17 protein-coding genes are annotated in these 22667 nt (G+C 61.9%); 9 read left to right on the top strand and 8 right to left on the bottom strand.

The window, feature by feature from the left end:
- Window positions 1-224: 224 nt before the first annotated feature.
- Complete coding sequence (locus KUV41_RS09195; RefSeq protein ID WP_222485686.1) at window positions 225-1001, top strand: SDR family NAD(P)-dependent oxidoreductase; 777 nt, start codon at window positions 225-227, stop codon at window positions 999-1001.
- A gap of 25 nt (window positions 1002-1026) precedes the next feature.
- Window positions 1027-2613: an aldehyde dehydrogenase (NADP(+)) gene (locus tag KUV41_RS09190; protein WP_222485684.1), complete on the top strand. Its 1587-nt coding sequence runs from the start codon at window positions 1027-1029 to the stop codon at window positions 2611-2613.
- 272 nt (window positions 2614-2885) lie between these two features.
- On the opposite strand, the gene KUV41_RS09185 is transcribed toward KUV41_RS09190, so the two are convergent.
- The 4 genes from KUV41_RS09185 to KUV41_RS09170 form a co-directional block, all read right to left on the bottom strand.
- Entirely contained in the window at window positions 2886-4415 is a 1530-nt protein-coding gene (locus tag KUV41_RS09185) for a tripartite tricarboxylate transporter permease (protein ID WP_222485681.1), read from the bottom strand.
- A gap of 3 nt (window positions 4416-4418) precedes the next feature.
- Window positions 4419-4928, bottom strand: coding sequence for a tripartite tricarboxylate transporter TctB family protein (locus KUV41_RS09180; protein ID WP_222483834.1), 510 nt, complete (start codon window positions 4926-4928; stop codon window positions 4419-4421).
- A gap of 299 nt (window positions 4929-5227) precedes the next feature.
- Complete coding sequence (locus KUV41_RS09175) at window positions 5228-6235, bottom strand: Bug family tripartite tricarboxylate transporter substrate binding protein (protein WP_206942664.1); 1008 nt, start codon at window positions 6233-6235, stop codon at window positions 5228-5230.
- Between the two features lie 108 nt (window positions 6236-6343).
- Window positions 6344-7087 (bottom strand): ribonuclease activity regulator RraA, encoded by a 744-nt coding sequence (locus KUV41_RS09170; RefSeq protein WP_206942665.1) that lies wholly within the window; start codon window positions 7085-7087, stop codon window positions 6344-6346.
- Window positions 7088-7471: 384 nt separating this feature from the next.
- Here KUV41_RS09170 and KUV41_RS09165 point away from each other — a divergent pair, with 384 nt between their 5' ends.
- Window positions 7472-8236, top strand: coding sequence for an SDR family NAD(P)-dependent oxidoreductase (locus KUV41_RS09165; RefSeq protein ID WP_315900569.1), 765 nt, complete (start codon window positions 7472-7474; stop codon window positions 8234-8236).
- 60 nt (window positions 8237-8296) lie between these two features.
- On the opposite strand, the gene KUV41_RS09160 is transcribed toward KUV41_RS09165, so the two are convergent.
- A complete protein-coding gene (locus tag KUV41_RS09160) occupies window positions 8297-9223 on the bottom strand; it encodes a LysR family transcriptional regulator (RefSeq protein WP_222485679.1) in 927 nt (308 codons plus the stop codon).
- A 121-nt stretch (window positions 9224-9344) separates the two neighbouring features.
- Here KUV41_RS09160 and KUV41_RS09155 point away from each other — a divergent pair, with 121 nt between their 5' ends.
- The gene (locus tag KUV41_RS09155) at window positions 9345-10067 is read left to right on the top strand and encodes an SDR family oxidoreductase (RefSeq protein ID WP_222485678.1); all 723 of its coding nucleotides are present in this window, start codon (window positions 9345-9347) and stop codon (window positions 10065-10067) included.
- A 143-nt stretch (window positions 10068-10210) separates the two neighbouring features.
- On the opposite strand, the gene KUV41_RS09150 is transcribed toward KUV41_RS09155, so the two are convergent.
- On the bottom strand, window positions 10211-12400 hold the full coding sequence (locus KUV41_RS09150; protein WP_222483827.1) for an OsmC domain/YcaO domain-containing protein: 2190 nt from the start codon (window positions 12398-12400) through the stop codon (window positions 10211-10213).
- A gap of 169 nt (window positions 12401-12569) precedes the next feature.
- Here KUV41_RS09150 and KUV41_RS09145 point away from each other — a divergent pair, with 169 nt between their 5' ends.
- A complete protein-coding gene (locus KUV41_RS09145; protein WP_222485676.1) occupies window positions 12570-13739 on the top strand; it encodes an L-dopachrome tautomerase-related protein in 1170 nt (389 codons plus the stop codon).
- Between the two features lie 194 nt (window positions 13740-13933).
- Here the strand turns inward: KUV41_RS09145 and KUV41_RS09140 are convergent, their stop codons facing one another.
- Window positions 13934-14062 carry a putative transporter small subunit gene (locus KUV41_RS09140; protein ID WP_222162054.1) on the bottom strand — a complete coding sequence of 43 codons (129 nt, stop codon included), beginning with the start codon at window positions 14060-14062 and terminating at the stop codon, window positions 13934-13936.
- 54 nt (window positions 14063-14116) lie between these two features.
- Window positions 14117-15817, bottom strand: a complete 1701-nt coding sequence (locus KUV41_RS09135; RefSeq protein ID WP_222485674.1) for a sodium:solute symporter family protein — start codon at window positions 15815-15817, stop codon at window positions 14117-14119.
- 1399 nt (window positions 15818-17216) lie between these two features.
- Here KUV41_RS09135 and KUV41_RS09130 point away from each other — a divergent pair.
- The 4 genes from KUV41_RS09130 (at window position 17217) to KUV41_RS09115 (ending at window position 22543) form a co-directional block, all read left to right on the top strand.
- The gene (locus KUV41_RS09130; RefSeq protein WP_222485672.1) at window positions 17217-19430 is read left to right on the top strand and encodes a TonB-dependent siderophore receptor; all 2214 of its coding nucleotides are present in this window, start codon (window positions 17217-17219) and stop codon (window positions 19428-19430) included.
- Between the two features lie 107 nt (window positions 19431-19537).
- On the top strand, window positions 19538-20521 hold the full coding sequence (locus KUV41_RS09125) for an ABC transporter substrate-binding protein (RefSeq protein WP_261395966.1): 984 nt from the start codon (window positions 19538-19540) through the stop codon (window positions 20519-20521).
- Between the two features lie 10 nt (window positions 20522-20531).
- The gene (locus KUV41_RS09120) at window positions 20532-21536 is read left to right on the top strand and encodes a FecCD family ABC transporter permease (RefSeq protein ID WP_222485670.1); all 1005 of its coding nucleotides are present in this window, start codon (window positions 20532-20534) and stop codon (window positions 21534-21536) included.
- A complete protein-coding gene (locus KUV41_RS09115) occupies window positions 21533-22543 on the top strand; it encodes a FecCD family ABC transporter permease (RefSeq protein ID WP_315900568.1) in 1011 nt (336 codons plus the stop codon). The genes KUV41_RS09120 and KUV41_RS09115 overlap by 4 nt, the downstream gene beginning before the upstream one ends.
- Window positions 22544-22667: the final 124 nt, after the last annotated feature.

Raw genomic sequence — 22667 nt, 5'->3', positions numbered from 1 at the left:
TGAAAACAAAACGCTTCGCAAGCCTGCCACAGCACTGGACCTCTCCACTCACCACCCCATCAAGACCAAAGTACGAGCCTCACTTGTCCTTATTTGTTTGAAGACCATAAGACTCTGGGCTAAGGTTGGCTGCACAACATCGAGGGTGGCGCCCTGCGCCCTCCCCGCACCGAACCATCCCATGATGCGGCCTGTCGCAGGCCCGCTTAGTTCAGGAGCATTTCATGTTCGCCGACCTCAACGACAAGACCGTCCTTATCACCGGCTCCACCAAGGGCATCGGACGCGCCGCCGCCGTCGCCTTCGCTCGCGAAGGTGCCATCGTCGGCATCAACAGCAGCCAGAAGGACGCCGCCGCCGAGGAGCTGATCGCCCAGCTGGAGTCTGAAGGTGCGCGCTTCGCCTACTATGAGCGCGACCTGACCAAGAGCGGCGAGTGCGAGGCCCTGGTCCACGAATTCGTCGAGCAGTTCGGCAGCCTCGACGTGCTGGTCAACAACGCCGGCGGCCTGGGTGTACGCAAGGGTCTCGAGTCCCTTGAAGACGACGACTTCAACCTGGTCATGGACCTGAACCTGCGTTCGGTGATCATGACCACCCGCTTCGCCATGCCGCACCTGAAGGCCTCTGCCGAGAAGCGCGGAGAGACCGCCAGCGTCATCAGCACCGGATCCATCGCCGGACGCGAAGGCGGCGGCCTGGGCGCCTCTCTGTACGGCGGCTCCAAGGCCATGCTGCATAACCTCCACCGCAACTGGGTCAAGGAATTCACCAAGGACAAGGTGCGCTTCAACATCGTCGCACCGGGCACCATCGACACCGCCTTCCACGCCGACAAGAGCGATGAGGTCAAGGCCAAGATCGCCTCCACCATCGCCATGGGTCGCCTTGGCACCTCCGAGGAAGTGGCGCCGTCGTTCCTGTTCCTGGCCTCCCACGCCGCCAGCGGTTACATCACTGGCCAGGTGATCGACGTCAACGGCGGCCAGATGTGCCCCTGAGCGCCCCTTCGAACAGGAGATGGTCATGACACTTGAAGGACACCAGTTGATCGGCTTCCGGTCGTTGGCAGGCGATGTTGGCGAACGCGGTATCGCCGCCATCAATCCCGCCTCGGGAGACATGCTGTCACCCACCTACCCCAGCGCGGGGGCCGCCGAGATCGAGCGAGCTTGCCAGCTGGCGGAAGATGCCTTCCTGCCATACCGACAGCTACCACTTGCCGATCGAGCCCGCTTTCTGGACACCATCGCCGACCACATCGATGCCCTGGGTGATGCTCTGACCGAGCGCGCCATGGCCGAGACCGGCCTGCCCAAGGCCCGACTGGAAGGCGAGCGCGGCCGCACCTGCGGGCAGCTCCGGCTGTTCGCCGAGGTGCTGCGCAGTGGCGAATTCCTGGGCGTGCGCATGGAGGATGCCCTTCCTGAACGCACGCCCATGCCACGCCCAGCGCTGGCTCAGCAGCAGGTGCCAGTGGGTCCCGTGGCGGTATTTGGCGCCAGTAACTTCCCGCTGGCATTCTCAGTGGCAGGAGGCGACACCGCTTCTGCCCTCGCAGCGGGCTGTCCAGTGATCGTCAAGGCTCACTCCGCTCATCCAGGCACCTCGGAGCTGGTCGGACGTGCCGTTCAGCAAGCCGCGCGGGAGTGCGACATGCCCGAGGGAGTCTTCTCGCTGCTTTACGGCAGCGGCCGCGAACTCGGTCAGGGCCTGGTGCGAGACCCACGCATCCAGGCGGTTGGCTTCACCGGCTCACGCACTGGGGGTACTGCGCTGCTTCGCACCGCCCAGGCGCGCCCGCAGCCGATCCCGGTTTACGCCGAGATGAGCAGCATCAACCCTGTTTTGCTGTTGCCACACCAGCTGGAAACGGCAGCTGAGGATCTGGGTGAGGCCTTCGTCGCTTCTCTGACCATGGGAGCCGGGCAGTTCTGCACCAACCCGGGCCTGATCCTGGCACTGTCCGGCCATGCCCTGGAACGCTTTGTCGACCAGGCCGGCAAGGCGGTCAGAGAGGCGGGCCCCCAGTTGATGCTGACTCCTGGCATTCACGCCGCCTACCAGCAAGGCGTAGCCCAACTTGCCGATCAGCCGGACGTTGCCCTGGTCGCCAAGGGTAAGGATACCGGGCACCTCGCCTGCCCCTGTCAGCCGCACCTTTTCCGCACCAGCGCCAGCGCGTTCATCGGCAATGACGCCCTGCACGACGAGGTGTTCGGCGCCTGCGCACTGATCGTCGAATGTGCGTCGGTAGAACAGATGACACAGGTGCTGAGCGCCCTGGAGGGCCAGCTAACCGCCACGGTCCACCTGGACCAGGCCGACCATGCGCTAGCCGAGCGGTTACTGCCACTGCTCGAACGCCGCGCTGGCCGCATCCTGTTCAACGGCTGGCCCACCGGCGTCGAGGTGTGTCACACCATGGTCCATGGCGGCCCCTGGCCCGCGACCTCCGACACGCGCACCACATCGGTGGGCAGTGCCGCTATCCAGCGTTTCTTGCGCCCGGTGTGCTATCAGGCGCTGCCCGAGGCGCTGGCGCCGGACAGTCTCAAGGCCGACAACCCGCTGGGCCTGCCACGCCAGGTCAACGGCAAGCGCCAGGGCTAGGCCTTTCGAAAGACAGGCCTAACCGCCACGCTTGCCAGGATCGCGGAACCCAAGAGAAGACCGCCACCACGAAGACAAGAAGGCCCTCGCCACCGGCGAGGGCCTTCTTGTTGATAGCGGTCATCGGTGCCTGGCGGCCCATGGCCCCTTCTCGCTCCCCCCAAAGGCGAGTTGATTCAGCCACGGCCGTGCCTTCGGGGTCGTGCAACAAAACGCCTGACCCCGTCGACGTGACAGGATCAGGCGCGAAGGTATGCCAGGTATCGACGCCCTCAGCCGGTGCTTTCGCGACTTTTGAGCTGTACTGGCTTGCGGATTGCCAGGAAGTAGACAAAGACGCCGGTCAGCACCAAGAAGAACAGGCTATCAGGCTGGGTCACAAACACCGTCAGGTCGCCATTGGACAACGTCAGCGCACGCCGCAGGTACTCTTCCAGGCCTGGGCCGAGAATGAAACCCAGCAGCAGGGTTACCACCGGGTAGCCGTGCTTGCGCAGATAGAAGGCCAGCACCCCCATGATCAGGGTCATCATCATCTGGAAGGTGGAGTAAGTGGCCACATAGCTGCCCACCACCGCCAGCATGGCGATCGAGCCGAACAGCACGTCGCGGCGAATGCGCACAATACGGATGAAGTACGGACCCAGCAGATACATCGTCAACGGGATCAGGATCAAGGCGCTGAAGATCAGGGCCGCCAGCATCGGGGCGATTAACCCGGCCTGGGACTCCATCAACTGGGGTCCGGGCTGGATGCCGTTGATCACTAGCACGCCAAGCACGATCGCGGTAATCGGATCACCCGGTATACCGAAGGTCAGCATCGGCACCAGGGCACCGCCACACACCGCATTGTTGGCGCTTTCCGCTGCGGCAATTCCCTGAGGATTGCCCTTGCCGAAAGTGTCAGGCTCTTTTGAGGTGCGTACGGCTTCCACGTAGGCCAGAAAGCCCCCCATGGAGCCACCTGCCCCGGGCAGGGTGCCGACCAGGTAGCCGATGGTCGAGGATTTCAGGTAGCAGGCGGCGCCGATACGACGAATCGCCGAGCGCGAAGGGATGAAGTCGCGACGGCGAATCTTTGCCACCCCCTTCAACTTCTCACGAATACTCAAGGCCTTGTCGTTCTCGGCCAACTGGGTCAGTAGCTCACTGATCGCAAAGGTGCCGATAATGACGGGCATCAGATCGATACCTGCCGCCAGGTCGCCGCTACCAAAGCTGAACCTGGCCACCGGCACCATGGCATCGAGCCCCACCGTCGCCAACATCAACCCGAGGCACGCGGCAATGCCGGCACGGCGGACGTTGCCCCGCTGGGCAATGACAATCACGATCAGCGCAAACAGGATCAGCGCGCACTTGCCAGTGGTCTGCACCAGCAGCGACAGGTCAGCGATCAAGGGCGCCAGCAGCACCAGCAGTACCGCTCCGAAGACGCCCCCGATCATCGAGGCGAAGGAGGCATGCCCCAGCGCCAGAGGCCCTTCGCCCCGCTGCTGCATGGGATAGCCTTCCAGGGCGGTCATCATCGACGAGGGAGCACCGGGAATGTTGATGGTAGTGGCGGTGATACTGCCGCCGCACATGCCGGCCATGTAAATGCTGGCACAGGCCATCAGCGCGGTGGTCACGTCAAGGCTATAGGTCAGCGGCAGCAGCAGCGCCAACGCCAGGGTGGCGGTGAGTCCTGGAATGGCCGAAAACACCGTGCCGATCAGAAAGCCGGCCACCACGTAGAACAGCACGGTGGGGTTGAGCAGCAGAGCAAAGCTCGCTACCACTTGTGTCAGAAAATCCATGGCTCACCCCCATAGCGCCGGTAGACGTACATTGAAAATCTGCTGGAACAACAGGTAGCCCACCCCAGTGATGGCCATGGCGATCGCTACCTTTGACAGCCACCTATCGACGCCAGAGAACAGCATCATCACCGTCAGCACGTAGATCAGGGTAGACAGCAGGTAGCCAATCCCCTGAAAGGCCAGGACATACACCAGCGTTGCGAGCATCAACAGAAGCTCAGGCGAAAAGCGATGTGCCCGCGCTTGCACCGTCGCTTGCGGTGCGTCCGAGGCTGTCGCTGCAAGGTTCTCGTGAACCGCAGAACGCCATTGCAACAGGCACAGCACGCTCGCAAGCGCACCTATCAGTAAAGGAAAGAAGGACGGCGTCAGCTTGCCATTCTGCAGCGGTGGCCCCATGGTCAAGGTGACGATGAGGTAACCGAGCGACATCAGCGCCAGGACACCATGAAAGCAGGCGGCGCCGGTGCCCAGTGCACGCGCCATCGTGGGGACAGAAAATCGGGACATAGGGAACCTCTCTCGGCCCCCGCAACCAGGAGCCGACCACACAATGATCATTGGGTAGGAACGGAAACGGACAGCGACGTAAGGGAAACACTGCATACATGCCTGCGCGGACGAGTCGCTGCGTTGCGCGCTGCTCGACTCCTCACCTATACCGCATAGGCTCCGGGTGCTGCGCTGCGGGCGCCTAGCCTCTCATTGCGCTCGGCTGATGTATTCAGCGCTTCCCAAGGTCCTCTAATCCGTTTCCGTGGGTGGCGATCGGCGAAGATCCGCAGATGCTGGCGACCTTCGCGTCAGGCTTACAGGTTCAGCTCATCCATCGCGGCAAAGGTTCTCTGCTGGTAGCTGGCGATCCAGTCGTCGACCTCCTCGCTGCCCAGCCACCCTGGCGTCACTCCAATGCTGGTGACCCACTGCTGGAACTCATCACTTTCGTAGGCGTCCTGATAGGCGGACTCCAGCGTGTCGATCACGTCCTCGGGTGTATTCGCGGGGGCCGCCAGGACAATGAAACTGCCGGTCTCGAGATCGATGCCAAACTCGGAGATCGGCGGGACCTCCGGGTACGCAGGATTCTGTGAACCGGACAGTTCGACCACACCCAGCGCATCGCCGGAGGACAGGATGCCGGAGAAGTCTCCCAGGCTAGAAATCGCTCCGTCGATTTCTCCGGACAACAGGGCTTCGGCCTCCGCAGTGGAGGATCCCGGATAGGAGATCACGTTGAAGCTCACCCCGGTCGCGGCCTCCAGTCGGCGCACCGCCAGGTAAGGACCAGACCCTTCCGGCGCTACACCAATGCGCACAGTACCGGGGTTTGCTCGGGCCGCCTCGATCAGCTCTTCGTAGGAGCCGTAACCAGACTGCTTCGACACCACGATGGCATCGGCCTCCTGGGTCACACGGGCGAAGGGTTCAAGCTTATCCAGCGAGTAGCCCGGGACCATATTGCCCCGCGGCAAGGTCACCACGCTATCGTAGGTCAGCACTCCGATGGTGTGGCCATCAGGACGCGCCTTGGCCAGCTGCATCAGGCCGGTCGCGGTGACAGCACCACCGATATTCTCGACGTAGACAGAGGTCGGCAGCGCCTGCTCGGCCAGATTACTGATCTTGCGCGAGATAGCATCGGCACCACCTCCCGCCGGCCACGGCACGATCATTCGCACGTCGCGCTGGGGGAAGTCGGCCTGGGCCACAGGCACGGCGACTGCGGCAGCCAGGAGAACACTTGCCAGGGTACCCCCGGTCGTGACGGAAGCAAGGCGTGACCACTGGCGAGTCGAGAGCAAGGTGTGAGCAGTCATGGCGGCTCCTTTCATTATTGATTGTGATAGTCGAATGAGTGGCCACTGGAAGTGACCAGTCATCGTGTTGCAGTGAGGCGTCAGCGCGGCTGCATCAGTGCTGCAACCTCAACGCGACTGCTGCTGACGCAGGTAGGCCTGATACTCCTCCTGGGCCTGCTCGTTGGGCGGGTAAAGGCCGATAACCTTGGCCCCAGCGCTGACTTTCTCCAGCACGTAGGCCTCGAAAGCCTCCATACCTGCCGCCTCTTCTGCGACTTCATCAGCCAGCTCCAGCGGAATGACCATGACGCCGTCACCATCACCCACCAGGACATCGCCCGGGTAGACCGGGACGCCGCCACAGCCGATGGGCTGCTGGATGTCCACGGCATGGTGCTTGGTCAGGTTGGTCGGGGCACTGGGCTTGGTGCAAAACACCGGCATCGACATGGTCTCGGCGTACTCCGAGTCACGCACTCCCGCGTCGGACACAAAGCCCGCGCACTCGCGCACCTGTAACCGGGTCAGCAGGATGCTCCCGGCACTGGCGGCGCTGGCATCCTGACGGCAGTCGGACACCAGGACACGCCCCGGTGGCACTGTCTCGACGGCCAGGCGCTGGGGATGCTCTGGATCACGAAACGCAGCGACCGTGTCGAGATCTTCCCGGGCCGGGATATAGCGCAGTGTGTACGCCTGCCCCACCATCTTGACCTGGGCAGTGTTCATGCGTCCGACGTTCTGGATGTAGGTATTTTTCAGGCCACGCTTGTGCAGCAAGGTGTGCAGCGATGCCGTCGACGCGCGCATCAGGCGCTCACGGGTCAGGCTGGACAACTCGGGGTGGGGGTAATCGTTGATGATGCTCATGGGCTTCGCCTGTTCTGGGCCCACCGGGCCGGTAAGTGACGTGGTCACTATAGAAATCGCCCTGCCGCTTTTCAAACAACTTTTTACAACTTATCTATCCCCACACCTCTTCAGAGCCAAGAAACACGTTACACCGCTTTCAGTTTCAATCAATAATACATTGAAATACAACATTTTTTATGAAGCATCAGCACGTCAACTAGCGACGCCGTCCTGGCGATTAGACATAGGTATAACAAGGCAATATTTGTATTAACAAAGGCCACAGAGTCGACACGACGTCTGTTCCCCCCTGCGGATGGATCGCAGATGGCACCTCACCATGTCGAGATGAGAAGCTGCTCGTCACCACCAACGGAAGCACAAGGCTCAAGGAGATACAGGATGACAATGCTTAGCCACTTTTCCCTGACTGGACAGACGGCGCTGGTGACAGGGGCTCGCAGAGGCATCGGCGCGGCCATGGCGCTGGCCTTGGCTGAAGCCGGTGCCGATATCATCGGCGTCAGCGCCAGCATGGCCAGCGATGGCGACGAGCTGGGTGAACAGGTGCGCAAGCTGGGACGACGTTTCGAGGGTATCGCCTGCGACCTGTCTGACCGCAAGGCGCTGATGACGCTGGTGGAGGGACTTGGTGAGCGACGTATCGATATCCTGATCAACAACGCCGGCACCATCGAGCGCGCGCCAGCCCATGAACACTCGGACGCGCTGTGGGACCGGGTGATCGACATCAATCTAAGTGCACCTTTCGTGTTGACCCGGGAGATCGGTCGACACATGGTCGACAGGGGCAGCGGCAAGATCATCTTCACTGCTTCACTGCTGTCGTTTCAGGGCGGCATCACGGTACCGGGATACGCCGCCAGCAAGGGCGGCATTGCCCAGCTGACCAAGGCCTTCGCCAATGAATGGGCGGCCCATGGCGTGAACGTCAATGCCATCGCGCCCGGGTATATCGCCACCGACAACACCCAGGCACTGCGGGAAGATTCCGACAGATCCCGAGACATCCTGGCCCGAATCCCCGCTGGACGCTGGGGCAGCCCCGATGACTTCAAGGGACCTGTCGTATTTCTCGCCTCCCGCGCCTCGGACTATATGCACGGCACCGTCATGACGGTCGATGGAGGATGGATGGGGCGGTAACGACAGCCCTACAAGGTGGATCCAGGCGGGTCGCCCACACGGCGCCCGCAATGCAGCCTCCTAACGCACGCGCTTTGCCGCTAGCCCCTCGCGCAGGGCCCGGGTGTACACGTCAGGAAACTCCTGGATCAACCAGCTCATCAGCGCGCGCACTCGCTCAAGCTGATAGCGATGGGGCGGGCAGACCAGCGACAAGGGAGTCGTATCAGACCAATCAGGTAACACCTCGACCAGGTCACCCCGGGCGATGTCCGCCTCGACGTAGACATCGACCAAGCGGGTGACACCAAGGCCAGACAACGCGGCTTGACGCATCGCATGGCCACTGACGATCTTGAAGCCTCCGCGGGCCTGCACTACCCGCTGCTGATCCCCCCGCTTCAATAACCAGTGATCAACGCTCCCGTAGATCAACGGCAGCCCCTGCAAATCTTCAGGCCTGCGCACGGGAGCGTGTTGCTCAAGCAACTCCGGACTTGCCACATAGCGCGTGGTGACCTGGTGCAACCGCCTGGCCACCAGCGTTGAGTCTTCCAGCTCGCCCATGCGCATCACCAGATCGTAGCGGCTCGTCAGCAGGTCTACCCGCAGGCTGGAGAAGTCCAACTCCACCTCGACCCCGGGATTCGCCTGCTGGAACCGAAACACCAGCGGTGCAATGAGCTCTTCGCCTACCAGACCACCCACCGCATTCATTCGAATCACGCCCTTGAGTTCTCGCGTCGACTGCATGGCCCACTCGGTGGCCGCATCGAGCTGCTGAAACGCCAGAGTCGCGCGCTCGAAGTATCCCTCCCCCACGCTGGTGAGGCGCAAGCGGCGCGTGGTGCGGTGAAGCAACTGCACCTTGAGCGCGCGTTCCAGCTCGGTGATCTGCTGGCTGAGGTTCGCCTTGGACTGGCCAGAAGCATGGGCTGCCGCGGTAAAACTGCCGTGCTCAGCGACCAGCAGGAAGGCACGCGTCCAGCGCCAAGGGATATTGTTCATAAAATGTGAACAGTCATTTTTCAATGGATGGATTTTTCATCATAGCGGCAAGCCCCAGAATGCGCCCCTGTCGATTCACAAAGGCCGTCTCGCACGGCTTTTCACACGCAAAGGTGACACCATGAACAAGCCCCTCGTTGTCATTACCGGAGCCTCTTCTGGCATCGGTGCTGCAATCGCCCGCCATTTCTCCAGCGCCGAACACCCCTTGCTATTGCTGGCGCGCCGACTCGAACCCATGCAAGCGATGAACCTTCCCGACAGCCTGTGCCGACAGGTCGATGTGACCGACCCATCCGCCCTGGCCAACGCCATTAGCGAGGCAGAGAAGACATTCGGGCCCACAGACCTGTTGGTCAACAACGCGGGGGTCATGTTGCTGGGCCAGCTCGCGACTCAGGATGCAGCAGAGTGGAAGCGTATGCTCGACGTCAACGTGCTGGGCCTGTTGCATGGAACCCAAGCCGTGCTGGCCGGCATGTGTGAACGCGGTGCGGGCACCATTCTCAATATCAGTTCCATCGCCGGCAAGAAGAGCTTCCCCAACCACGCGGCTTACGTTGGCAGCAAGTTCGCGGCGAGTGCCATCAGCGAAAACCTGCGTGAAGAAGTGGCCGACAGTGGCGTCCGCGTCATGGCCATTCATCCAGGCGCGGTTGATACGGAGTTACTGGGACACACCACAGACCCCGACATCATAGAAGGCTACGAACAGTGGAAAGCCTCCATGGGAGGAGTACTGCATGCCGATGATATCGCCGCAGCCGCGCTCTACATGTATCAGCAGCCTCAGCATATCAACATCCGCGACGTGACCATCGCGGCAACGCGACAGCCCGCCTGATGGCCACGACGTTGCTCGTAGGTACGGCATAGGTACGGCCTCAGAGTTCGATGTGCGCCGCTGACGTAAAAAAGCCCCTCTGCAGCGTAACGGCAGAGGGGCTTTGTTCATCTGGCCTCACTGAACTCGCAGTCGCCGCCGAGTCAGCCTTCAGCCGCCAGCCTAGCCCGGCGCGCGTGCAGCTTCTTGTAGCTCTCGATCAGACGCTGATGCTTCTCCAGGCCCTCCAGCTGGATACTGGTGGGCGTAAGCCCCGGGAAGCGCAGCTCACCGTCAACGGCCCGCACCACCGTGTCCATGGTGTCCTCACCGAACATGCGGCGTAGGTTGTAGAGGAAGTCATCGCGCTCAAGCTCCTCATCGAGCTCGATCTCCAGTACCGCCCGCACCGCCTGGTAGAACAGGCCACGCTCGACGGTGTTGTCGTTGTACTGCAGGAACATCTCGACCCGATCCAGGGCCTCTTCATGCTGGCCCAGCGCCAGATTCAGCATCAGCTTGAGCTCGAGAATGGTGAGCTGGCCCCACACGGTATTCTCGTCAAACTCGATGCCGATCAGGGTGATGATATCCATGTGCTCATCGAGCTGGCTCTCGTCGAGACGTTCGAGCAGATCACTGAGCTGCTCTTCGTCGAGCCGGTGCAGGTTGAGGATGTCCTCGCGGTACTCAAGCGCCACGTTGGTGTTGTCCCAGACCAGATCCTCGACGGGGTAGACCTCGGAATAGCCTGGCACCAGGATGCGACAGACCGGCGCCCCGAGATCCTCGTGGACCATCATGTAGGCTTCCTTGCCAAGCTCTTCGAGAATGCCGAACAGGGTCGCTGCTTCTTCGTCATTGCTGCCGGAGAAGTCCCACTCGACAAACTCGACATCCGCCCTGGCACTGAAGAAGCGCCAGGACACCAGGCCCGAGGAGTCGATGAAATGCTCGACGAAGTTGTTCGGCTCGGTCACGGCAAGGGAGTTGAAGGTCGGTGGCATGAAGTCATTCAGGCCTTCAAAACTGCGACCCTGCATCAGCTCGGTCAGACTGCGCTCCACGGCGACCTGGAAGCTCGGATGAGCGCCAAAGGAGGCGAACACGCCGCCCGTCTTGGGGTTCATCAAGGTCACACAGGCTACCGGAAACTGCCCGCCAAGCGAGGCATCCTTCACCAGTACCGGAAAGCCCTGATCCTCCAGCGCCTTGACGCCTTCAACGATATCCGGGTACTTGGCCAGCACCTCGTCGGGCACGTCTGGCAGCGCCAGCTCCTGCTCCAGAATCTGGCGTTTCACCGCCCGCTCGAAGATCTCCGACAGGCACTGTACCTGGGCTTCGGCCAGGGTGTTGCCGGCGCTCATGCCGTTGGACAGATACAGGTTCTCGATCAGGTTCGACGGAAAGTAGACCACCTCGCCATCGGACTGACGCACGAACGGTAGCGAAACGATACCGCGCTCGACCTTGCCGGAGTTGGTATCGATCAGGTGCGAGCCCTGAAGCTCACCGTCCGGATCGAAGATCTCCAGGCAGTAGTCGTCGAGAATGCCCTTGGGCAGCTCGTCGTTGGGCCCTGGCTGAAACCACTTTTCGCAGGGATAGTGAACGAACTCGCTCGAGGCGATCTCCTCACCGAAAAACTGGTCGTTGTAGAAGAAGTTGCAGCTCAAGCGCTCGATGAACTCACCCAGTGCCGAGCACAGCGCGCTTTCCTTGGTCGCCCCCTTGCCGTTGGTGAAGCACATGGGCGAGGCAGCGTCACGGATATGCAGCGACCAGACATGGGGCACGATATTGCGCCAGGAGGCAATCTCGACCTTCATGCCGAGCTCCGCCAGCATGCCGGTCATGTTGGCGATGGTCTGCTCCAGAGGGAGGTCCTTGCCCTCGATCCAGGTACGCTCTCCCTCCGGCGGTTCGGCCATCAGCAGCGCCTGGGCGTCTTCGTCGAGGTTCTCCACCGTTTCGATCTGGAACTCGGGACCGGTCTGCACCACCTTCTTGACGGTACAGCGTTCGATTGAGCGCAGGATGCCCTGGCGGTCCTTGTCGGACAGATCTTCCGGCAGCTCGACCTGGATCTTGAAGATCTGGTTGTAGCGATTTTCCGGGTCAACGATGTTGTTCTGCGAGAGGCGGATATTCTCGGTGGGAATGTCCCGCGCGACGCAGTACACCTTGACGAAATACGCGGCGCACAGAGCAGACGACGCCAGGAAATAGTCGAAGGGGCTCGGCGCCGAGCCGTCACCCTTGTAGCGGATGGGCTGGTCGGTGACGACGGTGAAGTCGTCGAACTTGGCCTCGAGCCTCAGGTTGTCGAGAAAATTGACCTTGATTTCCATGGAGTCAGCACCGGAGTAATGGGTGGGGGTGGTCAACCTTGGTCACGTGACCACGCCATTGAGGCGCATTATCCAGTTTTCACCCGGTGACGTCTTGGGGTGAGCACAAAACATGCTAGGGTTGGGCATTGAGCAGTCGCTCAAGTTATCGCTATTACGAGGTCGCCCCATGTCCACCGCCCGTCGCCGTGCCCAGCGCGAGCTTCCCCGTTCACTGCTGCTGTCCGCATTGATGGCCGCCGCCCTGCCCGTCACCGCGGTCGCCCATGACCCCCTCCAGGGTCACTATCAGTCTGCCGCAGAGCCTTTGTATCGCGGCGAGATCAGAAGCGTTGCCGAACTTCCATTGCGCCCAGGCAACGTCACCGTTACTGCCGAAGGTCGCATCTTCTCCACCGTCCATCCCATGGACGGCGATCACGACGTCCAGTTGATCGAGATCACCGGTCCCCACAGCTACCGGGCCTGGCCATCGCCACAGGTGCAGACCCATGGTGGTGACTACACCGACGACACCATCGATTCACCGCTGGGCATTGCCCTGGATGGCCAAGGGGGCCTGTGGATCACGGATATGGGCAACCACCTGGGCAAGACGCGACTTTGGGGGTTTGATATTGCCTCCGGCGAGTTGATCGACAAGATTACCTTGCCCCAGGACATCGCCCCTGAGGGCAGCTTTGTCCAGGATCTGGAAGTCGACCGCGAACGTGGTGTTGCCTACCTGGCAGATATCGCCACGCCGGGCATCATCACCCTCGACCTGGAGAGCGGCGAGGCTCACCGCTTTGATGATCATCCCTCGCTGCAGGCTGAGGCGTCCGCGACGCTCACCATCAACGGCGAAGACATCCAGTTTGGCGGCGAACCGGCCAGCGTCGGAGTCAACCCCATCACCCTGTCCGCTAACGGTGAAACGCTGTTCTACGGCGCCATGAATGGTCAAAGCTGGTACGCCATGCCTACGGACCTGCTGGTCGAGGACGCGGAGCGTGACGACTTGGCAAATGCCATCACCCGGGTGGGTGACAAGCCGGTATCTGACGGCGCCGACACCGTCGAGGATGGGCGCCACTTCTTCACCAACCTCAACGAGAATGGCGTTGACATCCTGACCATGGATGGACGCCTGGAGCCACTCGTGCGCGACGAACGCCTGGACTGGCCTGACAGTGTGCGTCTTGCTGACGATGGCTGGCTCTATGTCGCGGTGAATCAGCTGCACAAGGCACCGCCGTTCACCGGTGGGGACGATGAGGGCAAGGCGCCTTACGCCATCCTCAAAGTCTGGGTCGGCGATGCCGAGACAGAAGAAGCAGACGAGACAGAGGAAGACTGAGTCCTGTGTCGGATCTGATCTGGCATGGCATGGCGCGGCGCTGAAGGGACCTCCCCTCCCTGCCGCCAGCCATAAGGCCAGCCCCATAAGGCCAGCCTTAGCGAAAGAAGCCGCCCCGAGGGGCGGCTTCTTGCGTTGTGGCCTGTCCCTCGCATCGAGGTCAGGTAACGCAACAGGTCAGTGCGCGTCACGTCTCACACCAGGGTGCGGTGGTCCTTTTTCGCCTCACGACGGTCGCGGGCAACGGCGCGGCAGATCAGCAGCAGCACGCCTAGGGTGAGGGCAGGCCAGATCAATACGTAAAGGCCAAAGAGCAGGGTCATGGGGAATCTCCATCGGTGGGCGCCGCCAGCCTGCGGCGCCCGTCAAACAAGGGTTCAGCGCTGGGTCGCAAGTCCTGCCGGGGCGGGCTTGCGCGGGTGCTCGTCGGCTACCGGCGCGGCCTCGGCGGCGTCATAGTTGCCGACACGCTCTGCAATACAGTCGAAGTCGAAGCGTTCACGGCTGGCGAGGCTCATCGCCACACAGACCAGCGTGCTGGTGCCATAGGCCGTCAATGACGCCAGCAGAACCGTGTACTCGCGCAGGAAGCCGGTAGCGAATACCAGCATGGCAACAAAGGCCGCAAGTCCAGCCACCGCGCCGGCCACCCGCCCCAGGAAGCCGAACACCATCAGCGCGATGATGATGCCGCCGCCGATACTGGCCAGCAGCTCGAACCCAAGCCCGGTGATGCCGGTCATCGGCAGCCATTCGAAGCGCGCCGCACAGAAGGCCACCATGGCCACCAGCACCGAGGTGGTAAAGGCAGCGTTGGTGACCCGGCTCCAGAAGCAGCTGGCAATGACCGGGAAGACGATGGCGCCCCATAGCGCGCCGACGAATACCAGCATCACCAGAATATCCAGCGAGAAGCTCGCAAAGACGATGCCGATCATGGTGGCCACGATCATCGTGAGGCGGCCCACCAGCAGCATGCGGCGGGGGTCGGCCTTGCCACGGGCAATGTTCTTGCCGTAGACGTCGGCCATCATGATCGCAGACAGGGCCGACAGGTCGGAATCGGCGGTCGAGGACAATGAGCCGATCACCAGGATGAAGAAGGCCGCAATGAACACCGGCGGCAGGTAGCTCGATACCATCTGCGGGATCAGGTTGTTCATGTCTCCGTTGAGGGGCTCGACCCCCAGGGTCAGCGCCATCAGTCCGATCATGCCAAGGCCGATGACGATGGCGCCATACCCCACGGTAGCGGTGAGGAAGGTCGGCTTGATGTGATCTTCGTTCACCGCGAACAGGCGCTGGGAAATGGTCTGATTACCGATGGCATAGGCCAGTACCGCCACGAAGAAGGGCGCGCCCTGGTTGAGAATAGCGTCCATGGAGAAGAAATCGGCCTGCTCAGGCGTCAGGTTATCGAGACCTGCCACCAGCTCGGTCGGCCCACCCATGGAAAAGAACACCGCCGGAATGATCACCACGGCGATCGCCATCAGCGCGACCAGTTGAGCAAAGTCCGTCAGCACCGAGGCGCGAAAGCCCGACCACAGCGTGTACAGCAACACCCCGACACCGGCGATGATCACGCCGGCCTGGAACGATAGCGGCGAGAGCACCGACACCAGCGCGCCAGCGGCAGTGAAGTTGACCATCAGGCTGATGATGCTGCCGAGCAGATTCGATAGCGCCAGGATCAGCTGGCTGGAGGAGCCGTGGCGCGCATGGATCAGCTCGCCCAGGGTGTGGGCGTTGGGGGCTAGCTTGCGGAAGCGACGGCCGAAGGGATAGATGAACAGGATCATCAGCGCGCCCCACAGCCCGTAGTGAATCGGGCCGGACACACCATAGGTATAACCGGAGGTGGCAGCGGCGTAGAAGGAGGCGGCCCAGATCCAGGTGGCCGTCATGCTGGCGGCACCGATGCCGAAACCGACCCGGTGGTTCGAGACCATGAAGGCGTCGGCGTCTTCTTTCTTCTTGCGGATGCCGAGGGTCAGCAGGTAGGTACCGCCATAAAAAGCGACCATCAACAGGATGACGGTCCAGGTCGAAAACTGGTAAAGCGAAGAACTGTTCAAGGGCAATCCTATTGTGAGTTGAACACAGGCATGCCGATTTGTGTCGCGTCAGGGAAACACCGCATAAACGACCGCAATCGAAACATTTACGCAGCGTTTCCAGTGGCATGCCGTCGAGTTCCGCTATGGAAGGCGCGCAGTCTCCACCGGCGAGCGCCAGATGCATGGCATGCTAGCCAGCACCCGCGAAGCAAGGGCTGCGACGTCCAACAGGGAACGGGAAAGTGGCCCACAACACCGCAGCACCGTGCGGCGGCGCATAGCATAGCGTTGGGCAACATAGGGGCAGGGAGGGGAAGGTCGTTTCCGCCTGGAAACATGCCGTCTGCCTGACTCTCACCATGGCGAGCTCAGAGCGACTTGGCCGCGGACTCACTCAGGACGACATCAAGCTCGCGACGACATCAAGGCCGGCTTAATTAGGCGATGCAATAAGGGCGTCACCCGTCGCCAGCTGCCGGAAACCTGATCCCAAGGGCAGTTGCACAGCCATCATCGCTGAGTCACGTGCTCAGGTCAGCACGCTGGCACCACTCCCTAAGGGCAGGAGGGAGGAGGTCGACGGGGCATGCAACGACCCTGGTCGGAGTAATGAGGCGACATGTTCATCCTCTATATCGACAAGGAAACGACACGAACCTTTCAACGGGAGGTTTCGTCAAGAAATAACGCGAAAACCCAACCTGGAATTGGTCGAGTTTTTCACTTACCTCATCAGAAATCTCCAGTGGAACTTTCGATAACACCAGCAACATTTTATGTTTAGTACGTCGACAGAAAATCCATTTGGCGTGCTTTTCCGGCGAAAAAGGCAGATCTCCATGCGACGCAAGACACATACCTTACTGAGCCAGAACTGAAATGTCCAACCTGCCTAACGTGGAGCAAAGTTATCTTTCAATAAAGGTGCCGATACATCGACAGGAGCGTCACCTGTCGTCACGCTATCAAAGCTTCACCTTGTGCAAGCCTTACCCTGTCCTAGCCTCTCCTATCCCCGCTGGCTGACTCTCACGCACCACCCTGCTACCGCTCACGCGAGCAAAGGAAGTCGCCCTTCCATCTCCGCGCGACGATGTCCCCGCACGGCGACCGGCTCCAACGTCTCACCTCCCCCAAGGTGCATCGACGTCTGCGCGGTAAACACTGGGCCCATCATTTCCCTCAACGGATGGATTCAGCCCTGACCTAGGGGGCCCTACACGATAAAGGCCTGATATCCGACGATCCCCTGCTTCTCCCCGCTCGTCGGCTCCCCCATTCTCGATTTCCAGGAAACGTTCCCCGGCGACGCTCATTTATGGCACGCCGCATAGCAAGCGTGGCGTTGTGCATAAACGCGCAAAAACAAAAACAGTAATAATTCGCATTCATAAATACATTCCAGGGAACTGACACAGTGGCACACCACGCTCGCTCCAACGCGGCCCTTCACCTCTCACGCCCTCGCCTGCACCCTCTGACGGTGGCTATCGGCCTTACCGCTGGCACCCTGCTGCCGATCTCCAGTGCGACGTTCGCTCAAGACACCGAGCAGCTAAGCAGTATCACCGTGGTGGGAGAGGACCTGCGCCCCACTACCGAGCTGAGCGACACCTACCGGGTCGAATCCAGCGCCAGTGCCAGCGGCCTGACGCTGACGCCTCGTCAAACGCCCCAGTCAATGAGCTTTCTGACTCGCCAACAGATGGATGACGAGGCGATCACCAGCACCACCGAAGCGGTCGAACGGCTCCCGGGGGTATCGGCCATTCGCCTGGATGGCACACGCACCAACTTCCAGTCCCGCGGCTACTCCATCCGCAACTTCCAGTTCGATGGACTTCAGAGCAACACCAGTCCGTTCTGGCCCTTCGGCGATGCCGAGTGGGATGCCGCCATCTACGACCGAGTGGAAGTCGTACGCGGCGCCACCGGACTGATGACCGGGGTCGGCGATCCCTCTGCCACGGTCAATTTCGTGCGCAAGAAGCCGCTGGATGAGGCCGCCGGCAGCGTCAGTGCGGCGGTGGGTCGCTGGGACCGTGGCCGTGGCGTGGTCGACGTCAGCACGCCTCTGGACAGTGAAGGCCGAGTCGGCGTGCGCTTTGTCGCCGCCAAGGACCGCTCCGACAGTTTCATGGATGATGTCGAGCACGACCGGGAGACCCTCTATGGCGTTCTTACCGCTGAGCTGACCGACCGCACAGAACTCACCCTCGGGGTCGAGTATCAGCACTATGATCAGGATGGCGCCTACATCGGTGTGCCTCAGTACTACCTGGATGGCGGACGCACCGACTACGACCGCTCTACCGCCAACAACACCGAGTGGGCCAATTTCTTTACCGAGAACACGCGTGGTTTCGTCGACCTGACCCACCACTTCGACAGCGGCTGGAAGGCCCGCGCCGCCTACAGTTACGGCGACGCCAACTACGGCCTTACCTATAACTACCGTGGCGGCTACCCGGACCGCGAGACCGGCGTGCTTTACTACACGCCCTCCTACGCCACTGAGTCCTACCTGCTCGACTATCGCGGAGACCGTACCCAGAAGAACCTGCACCTCAGCGCGGAAGGCCCGTTCGAACTGTTCGGTCGCGAGCACCAGCTGGGCTTCGGCTACATGGACCTTAACGAAGACTACGAAATTCGCAGCCGCGGCCCGGCCGGTGATGTGCCGGCACTGGGCAGCTTCAGCGACCGCAACGACCCAGCGCTGGCCGAGCCCGCCTGGGGTGAGTGGGGACTGACCGATGATACGGTGACCGAGCAGACCGGCTACTACGCAGTATCTCGCTTCTCGCTGGCGGACCCGGTGCACTTTATCGTCGGCGCGCGCATGACCGACTGGAAGATCGATCAGGACTATCGCGGCGAACGGGAGTACGAGTATGACAACGAGCTCACTCCCTATGCGGGTCTGATTGTTGATATCACCGATGATCTCAGCGCTTACGCCAGTTACACCGAGATCTTCAACACCCAGAGCGAGCGCTCCCCCAGCGGCGCGCTGCTGGATCCGTTGGAGGGCATCAACTACGAACTGGGGCTGAAGGCAGAGCTGTTCGACGACCGCGCCGACCTGTCCTTCGCCGTCTTCCAGAGCCAGCAGGACAACCTGGCCGTGGAAATTCCCGGCGTCTTTGTCGCTGGCACCACCGATCAGGCTTATACCACCACCGATGGTGCTGAGGTCGAAGGCTTCGAGGTGGAAATTGCCGGTGAAGTTGCCGCAGGCGTCAACCTTTCCGCCAGCTATGCCTTGGTGGATGCCGAGGATGCCGACGGCAATCAGCTCAATACCAGCTATGCGCGCCAGCAGGCCAAGGTCTTTGCCAGCTGGCAACTGCCGGGACGCTGGTCGGATCTGACCGTAGGCGGCGGCGCCCGCTGGCAGGGCGATACCTATCGCGACAACGATACTCCGCTGGGAACCAGAAAGATTGGCCAAGGCGATGTCTTCGTTGCCGATGCCATGGCGCGCTACCGCATCAACGCGAACCTGAGCGCGCAGCTCAATGTAACCAACCTGTTTGATGAAGAGTATTATTCTCAATTGGGCTTCTACAGCCAGGGTATCTACGGCCAACCCCGCAGCGCATTGCTGAGCCTGAACTACGACTTCTAAGTCATATCAGGGTCGACGACGGGCGCCTCCTCCGGCGCCCGTCCCACGTTTCCCGATTGTCACGCTGGCGCATGCTCGCCGGCGACTACCGCCAGAAGGAAGATGAGATGTTCATGCGACACGCGCCTTTGTCCCTTGGCCTGCTGATGGCCATCGCCCCGCCGGTGCTCGCCGACGACTACCCGATCGAAATCGAGCACGCACTCGGTGTCACCGTGATCGAGGAACAGCCCGAACGGATCGCCACGGTCTCCTGGGCCAACCACGAAGTGCCTCTGGCACTTGGCGTCGTGCCGGTGGGCTTTGCTGCCATGTCCTTCGGCGACGACGACGGCGATGGCATCCAGCCATGGGTGGAAGAGCGCCTGGACGAGTTGAATGCAGGCCCCTACACGCTGTACAACGAAGGCGATGGGATCGACTTCGAGGCGGTGGCGGCGAGCCGTCCTGACGTCATCCTCGCGGCCTACTCGGGAATGAGTCAGGCCGACTATGACACCCTCAGCAAGATCGCCCCGGTGGTCGCCTATCCCGAGGCGCCCTGGTCATCGGGCTGGCGTGACATGATCCGGCTTAACAGTGCCGGCATGGGAATGGCGGAGGAAGGCGAGGCGCTGATCGAGCGCCTGGAGGCCCAGGTCAATGAACAGATCGCGTCACACCCGGAGCTGAGGGGCAAAAGCGCGATGTTGATCAGCCACATCAAACCCACCGACCTGAGCCAAATCAACTTCTACAACGACAACGACGCGCGGGTTCGCTTCTTTCACGAGCTCGGCCTGACATCACCTCAGTTCGTCACGGACAGTTCGGTAGACGGTCGCTTCGGCGGCTCCATCAGCGCAGAGCGTATCGATGACATTGCCGACGTGGATATCATTGTCACCTATGGCGGTCAGCCACTGGTGGACCGGCTCAACCAACACATGCTGACCTCGCGGCTGCCAGCGGTCGAGCAGGATGCGCTGGTGCTGCTGGGCAACGATCCGCAAGGCACTGCCGCCAACCCTACCCCGCTGTCCATACCCTGGGTGCTCGATACCTACGTCGACCAGCTGTCCCAGGCCGCCTTGAAACGTGAGCAGGAGTGAGCGTTCTGGCATGAGCCTCCATCGCGTGACGCCACCAGGTGCATTGACCTGGTGGCTCGCCGCCGCCCTCGTGGCGGCGGCCTTGTTATCCATCGGCATTGGCACCCGGGACACCGGCTGGACCACCCTGCTGGGCCTGACCGACGGTAGCGTCGACTCCATGGCAGAAGCCGCCGTGGCCAGTCGCCTGCCACGCACGCTACTGGCCATCCTGGCAGGTGCGTCACTGGCGGTGGCTGGAGCCGGCATGCAGGGCCTGACCCGCAACCCGTTGGCGGATCCAGGCCTTCTCGGGGTCAACGCCGGCGCCTCGCTGGCGGTAGTCATCGGCATTGCCTGGTTTGCCATGCAGCATGTTGCCGAGTATCTGTGGGTCGCCGTTCTCGGTGCCGCCATCAGCGCACTGGTCGTCTACCTGATTGCCAGCCTCAGCCGCGGCGGCCCCACGCCGCTGAGATTGGCCTTGAGTGGCGCCGTCATGTCCGCCGCCCTGGCATCGCTCACCTCGGCCATCATCCTGCCCCGCTCAGATATCGCCGGACTGCTGCACTCGTGGCTGATCGGCGGCGTTGGCGGTGCCACCCTCGATCGCATCCTGCCGGTGCTGCCGTTGATGGTGCTTGGCATGATCCTGACGCTCAGCTCGGCGCGCCGACTCAACCTGATGGCCCTGGGCGATGATACCGCCACAGGATTGGGTGAACGGGTTGCCCAGGCGCGCTGGCTCGCGGCATCGGGCGCCATCCTGCTGTGCGGAGCCACCACGGCCGCCTGCGGGCCCATCGGCTTCGTCGGACTGGTGGTGCCACACGCCCTGCGCATGATGACGGGTAGCGACTACCGTAGGCTGCTTCCGCTCTCGGCCCTTGGCGGCGCCTTGCTGGTAACCCTGGCCGATACCTTAGGCCGCGTGCTGGTCAGCCCGGCGGAACTCGACGTGGGCATCGTCACCGCCCTGGTGGGCGGCCCTGTCTTCATTGCGATCGTTCGTCGCCATCAGCTGAGGTCACTGTGACAACCGCATCGCTATCCAGCGCCCCTTCAGACCGACGGCGGTCGCGCATTATCGTCGCCCTGGTGACCGCGGTGATGTCAGGCGTCGCCATCACCCTGATGCTCGGGCAGTCCTATCTGTCGCCCGCCACCATCCTGGCGGTGTTCTCTGGAGAGCACATCGCTGGCGCCTCCTTCACTCTATGGGAACTGCGTGCGCCACGAGCCCTGGTCGCCGTGCTGTCCGGTGCCTGCTTTGGGCTAGGTGGTGCGGCCTTTCAGACCATGCTGCGCAACCCCCTGGCCAGCCCGGACGTGATCGGCATCAGTACCGGCGCCAGTGCCTGTGCGGTGTTCGCGATCATCGGGCTGTCCCTCAGCGGGGCACTGGTATCGCTCATGGCCATCATCGGCGGGCTCGGTGTGGCGCTGTGTATCTACCTGCTGTCCTGGCGCAAGGGGATCGCCGACACTCGCCTGATTCTGGTGGGTATCGGCCTTTCCGCGATGCTGCAGAGTGCTATCGCCTATCTGCTCACCCAAGCACCGGCCTGGTCACTGCAGGAAGCGCTGCGCTGGATGGCAGGTAGCCTCAACAGCGTGCATTTGGCCCAAGGTCTCCCGCTATTGCTGGCACTGGCGCTACTTGGCATTCCCCTGCTGTGTCTGGCGCGCCATCTTGAGGTCATGCGCATGGGAGATGATGTGGCGCGCGGCCTCGGTATTCGCCTATCGCTGCTGCGCCTGGTCGTCGTGGTGGCGGCTGTCGGCCTGGTCGCCTTTGCCACCGCGGTGACGGGACCGATTGCCTTCGTCGCCTTTCTCAGCGGTCCCATCGCTGCTCGCCTTATCCAGCACCAGGGCTCAGTATTGCTGCCGGCCATGCTGGTCGGCGCGCTGCTGGTACTGGCGGCCGACTTTATCGGCCAACACCTGCTCCCAGCGCGCTACCCCGTGGGCATTGTCACCGGCGTACTGGGCGCGCCGTACTTGCTGACCTTTCTTGTGCGTGACAATAGGCACAAGTGACTTACTGCGAGGGTTGGACTGCTGGCCGATAGGCCTCGTCCGCTATCGGCTATCGCCTCCCGGCGCACCCGACCTATCAGGAATTTCCTCTGTCGGGCTTCACATTGAGGGGGCATCTCATCTA

Source organism: Halomonas sp. DP8Y7-1 (genome assembly GCF_019801685.1).
In the GTDB taxonomy this organism is placed as follows: Bacteria; Pseudomonadota; Gammaproteobacteria; order Pseudomonadales; family Halomonadaceae; genus Halomonas; species Halomonas litopenaei_A.
This window is presented reverse-complemented; position numbering and strand designations above follow the sequence as displayed.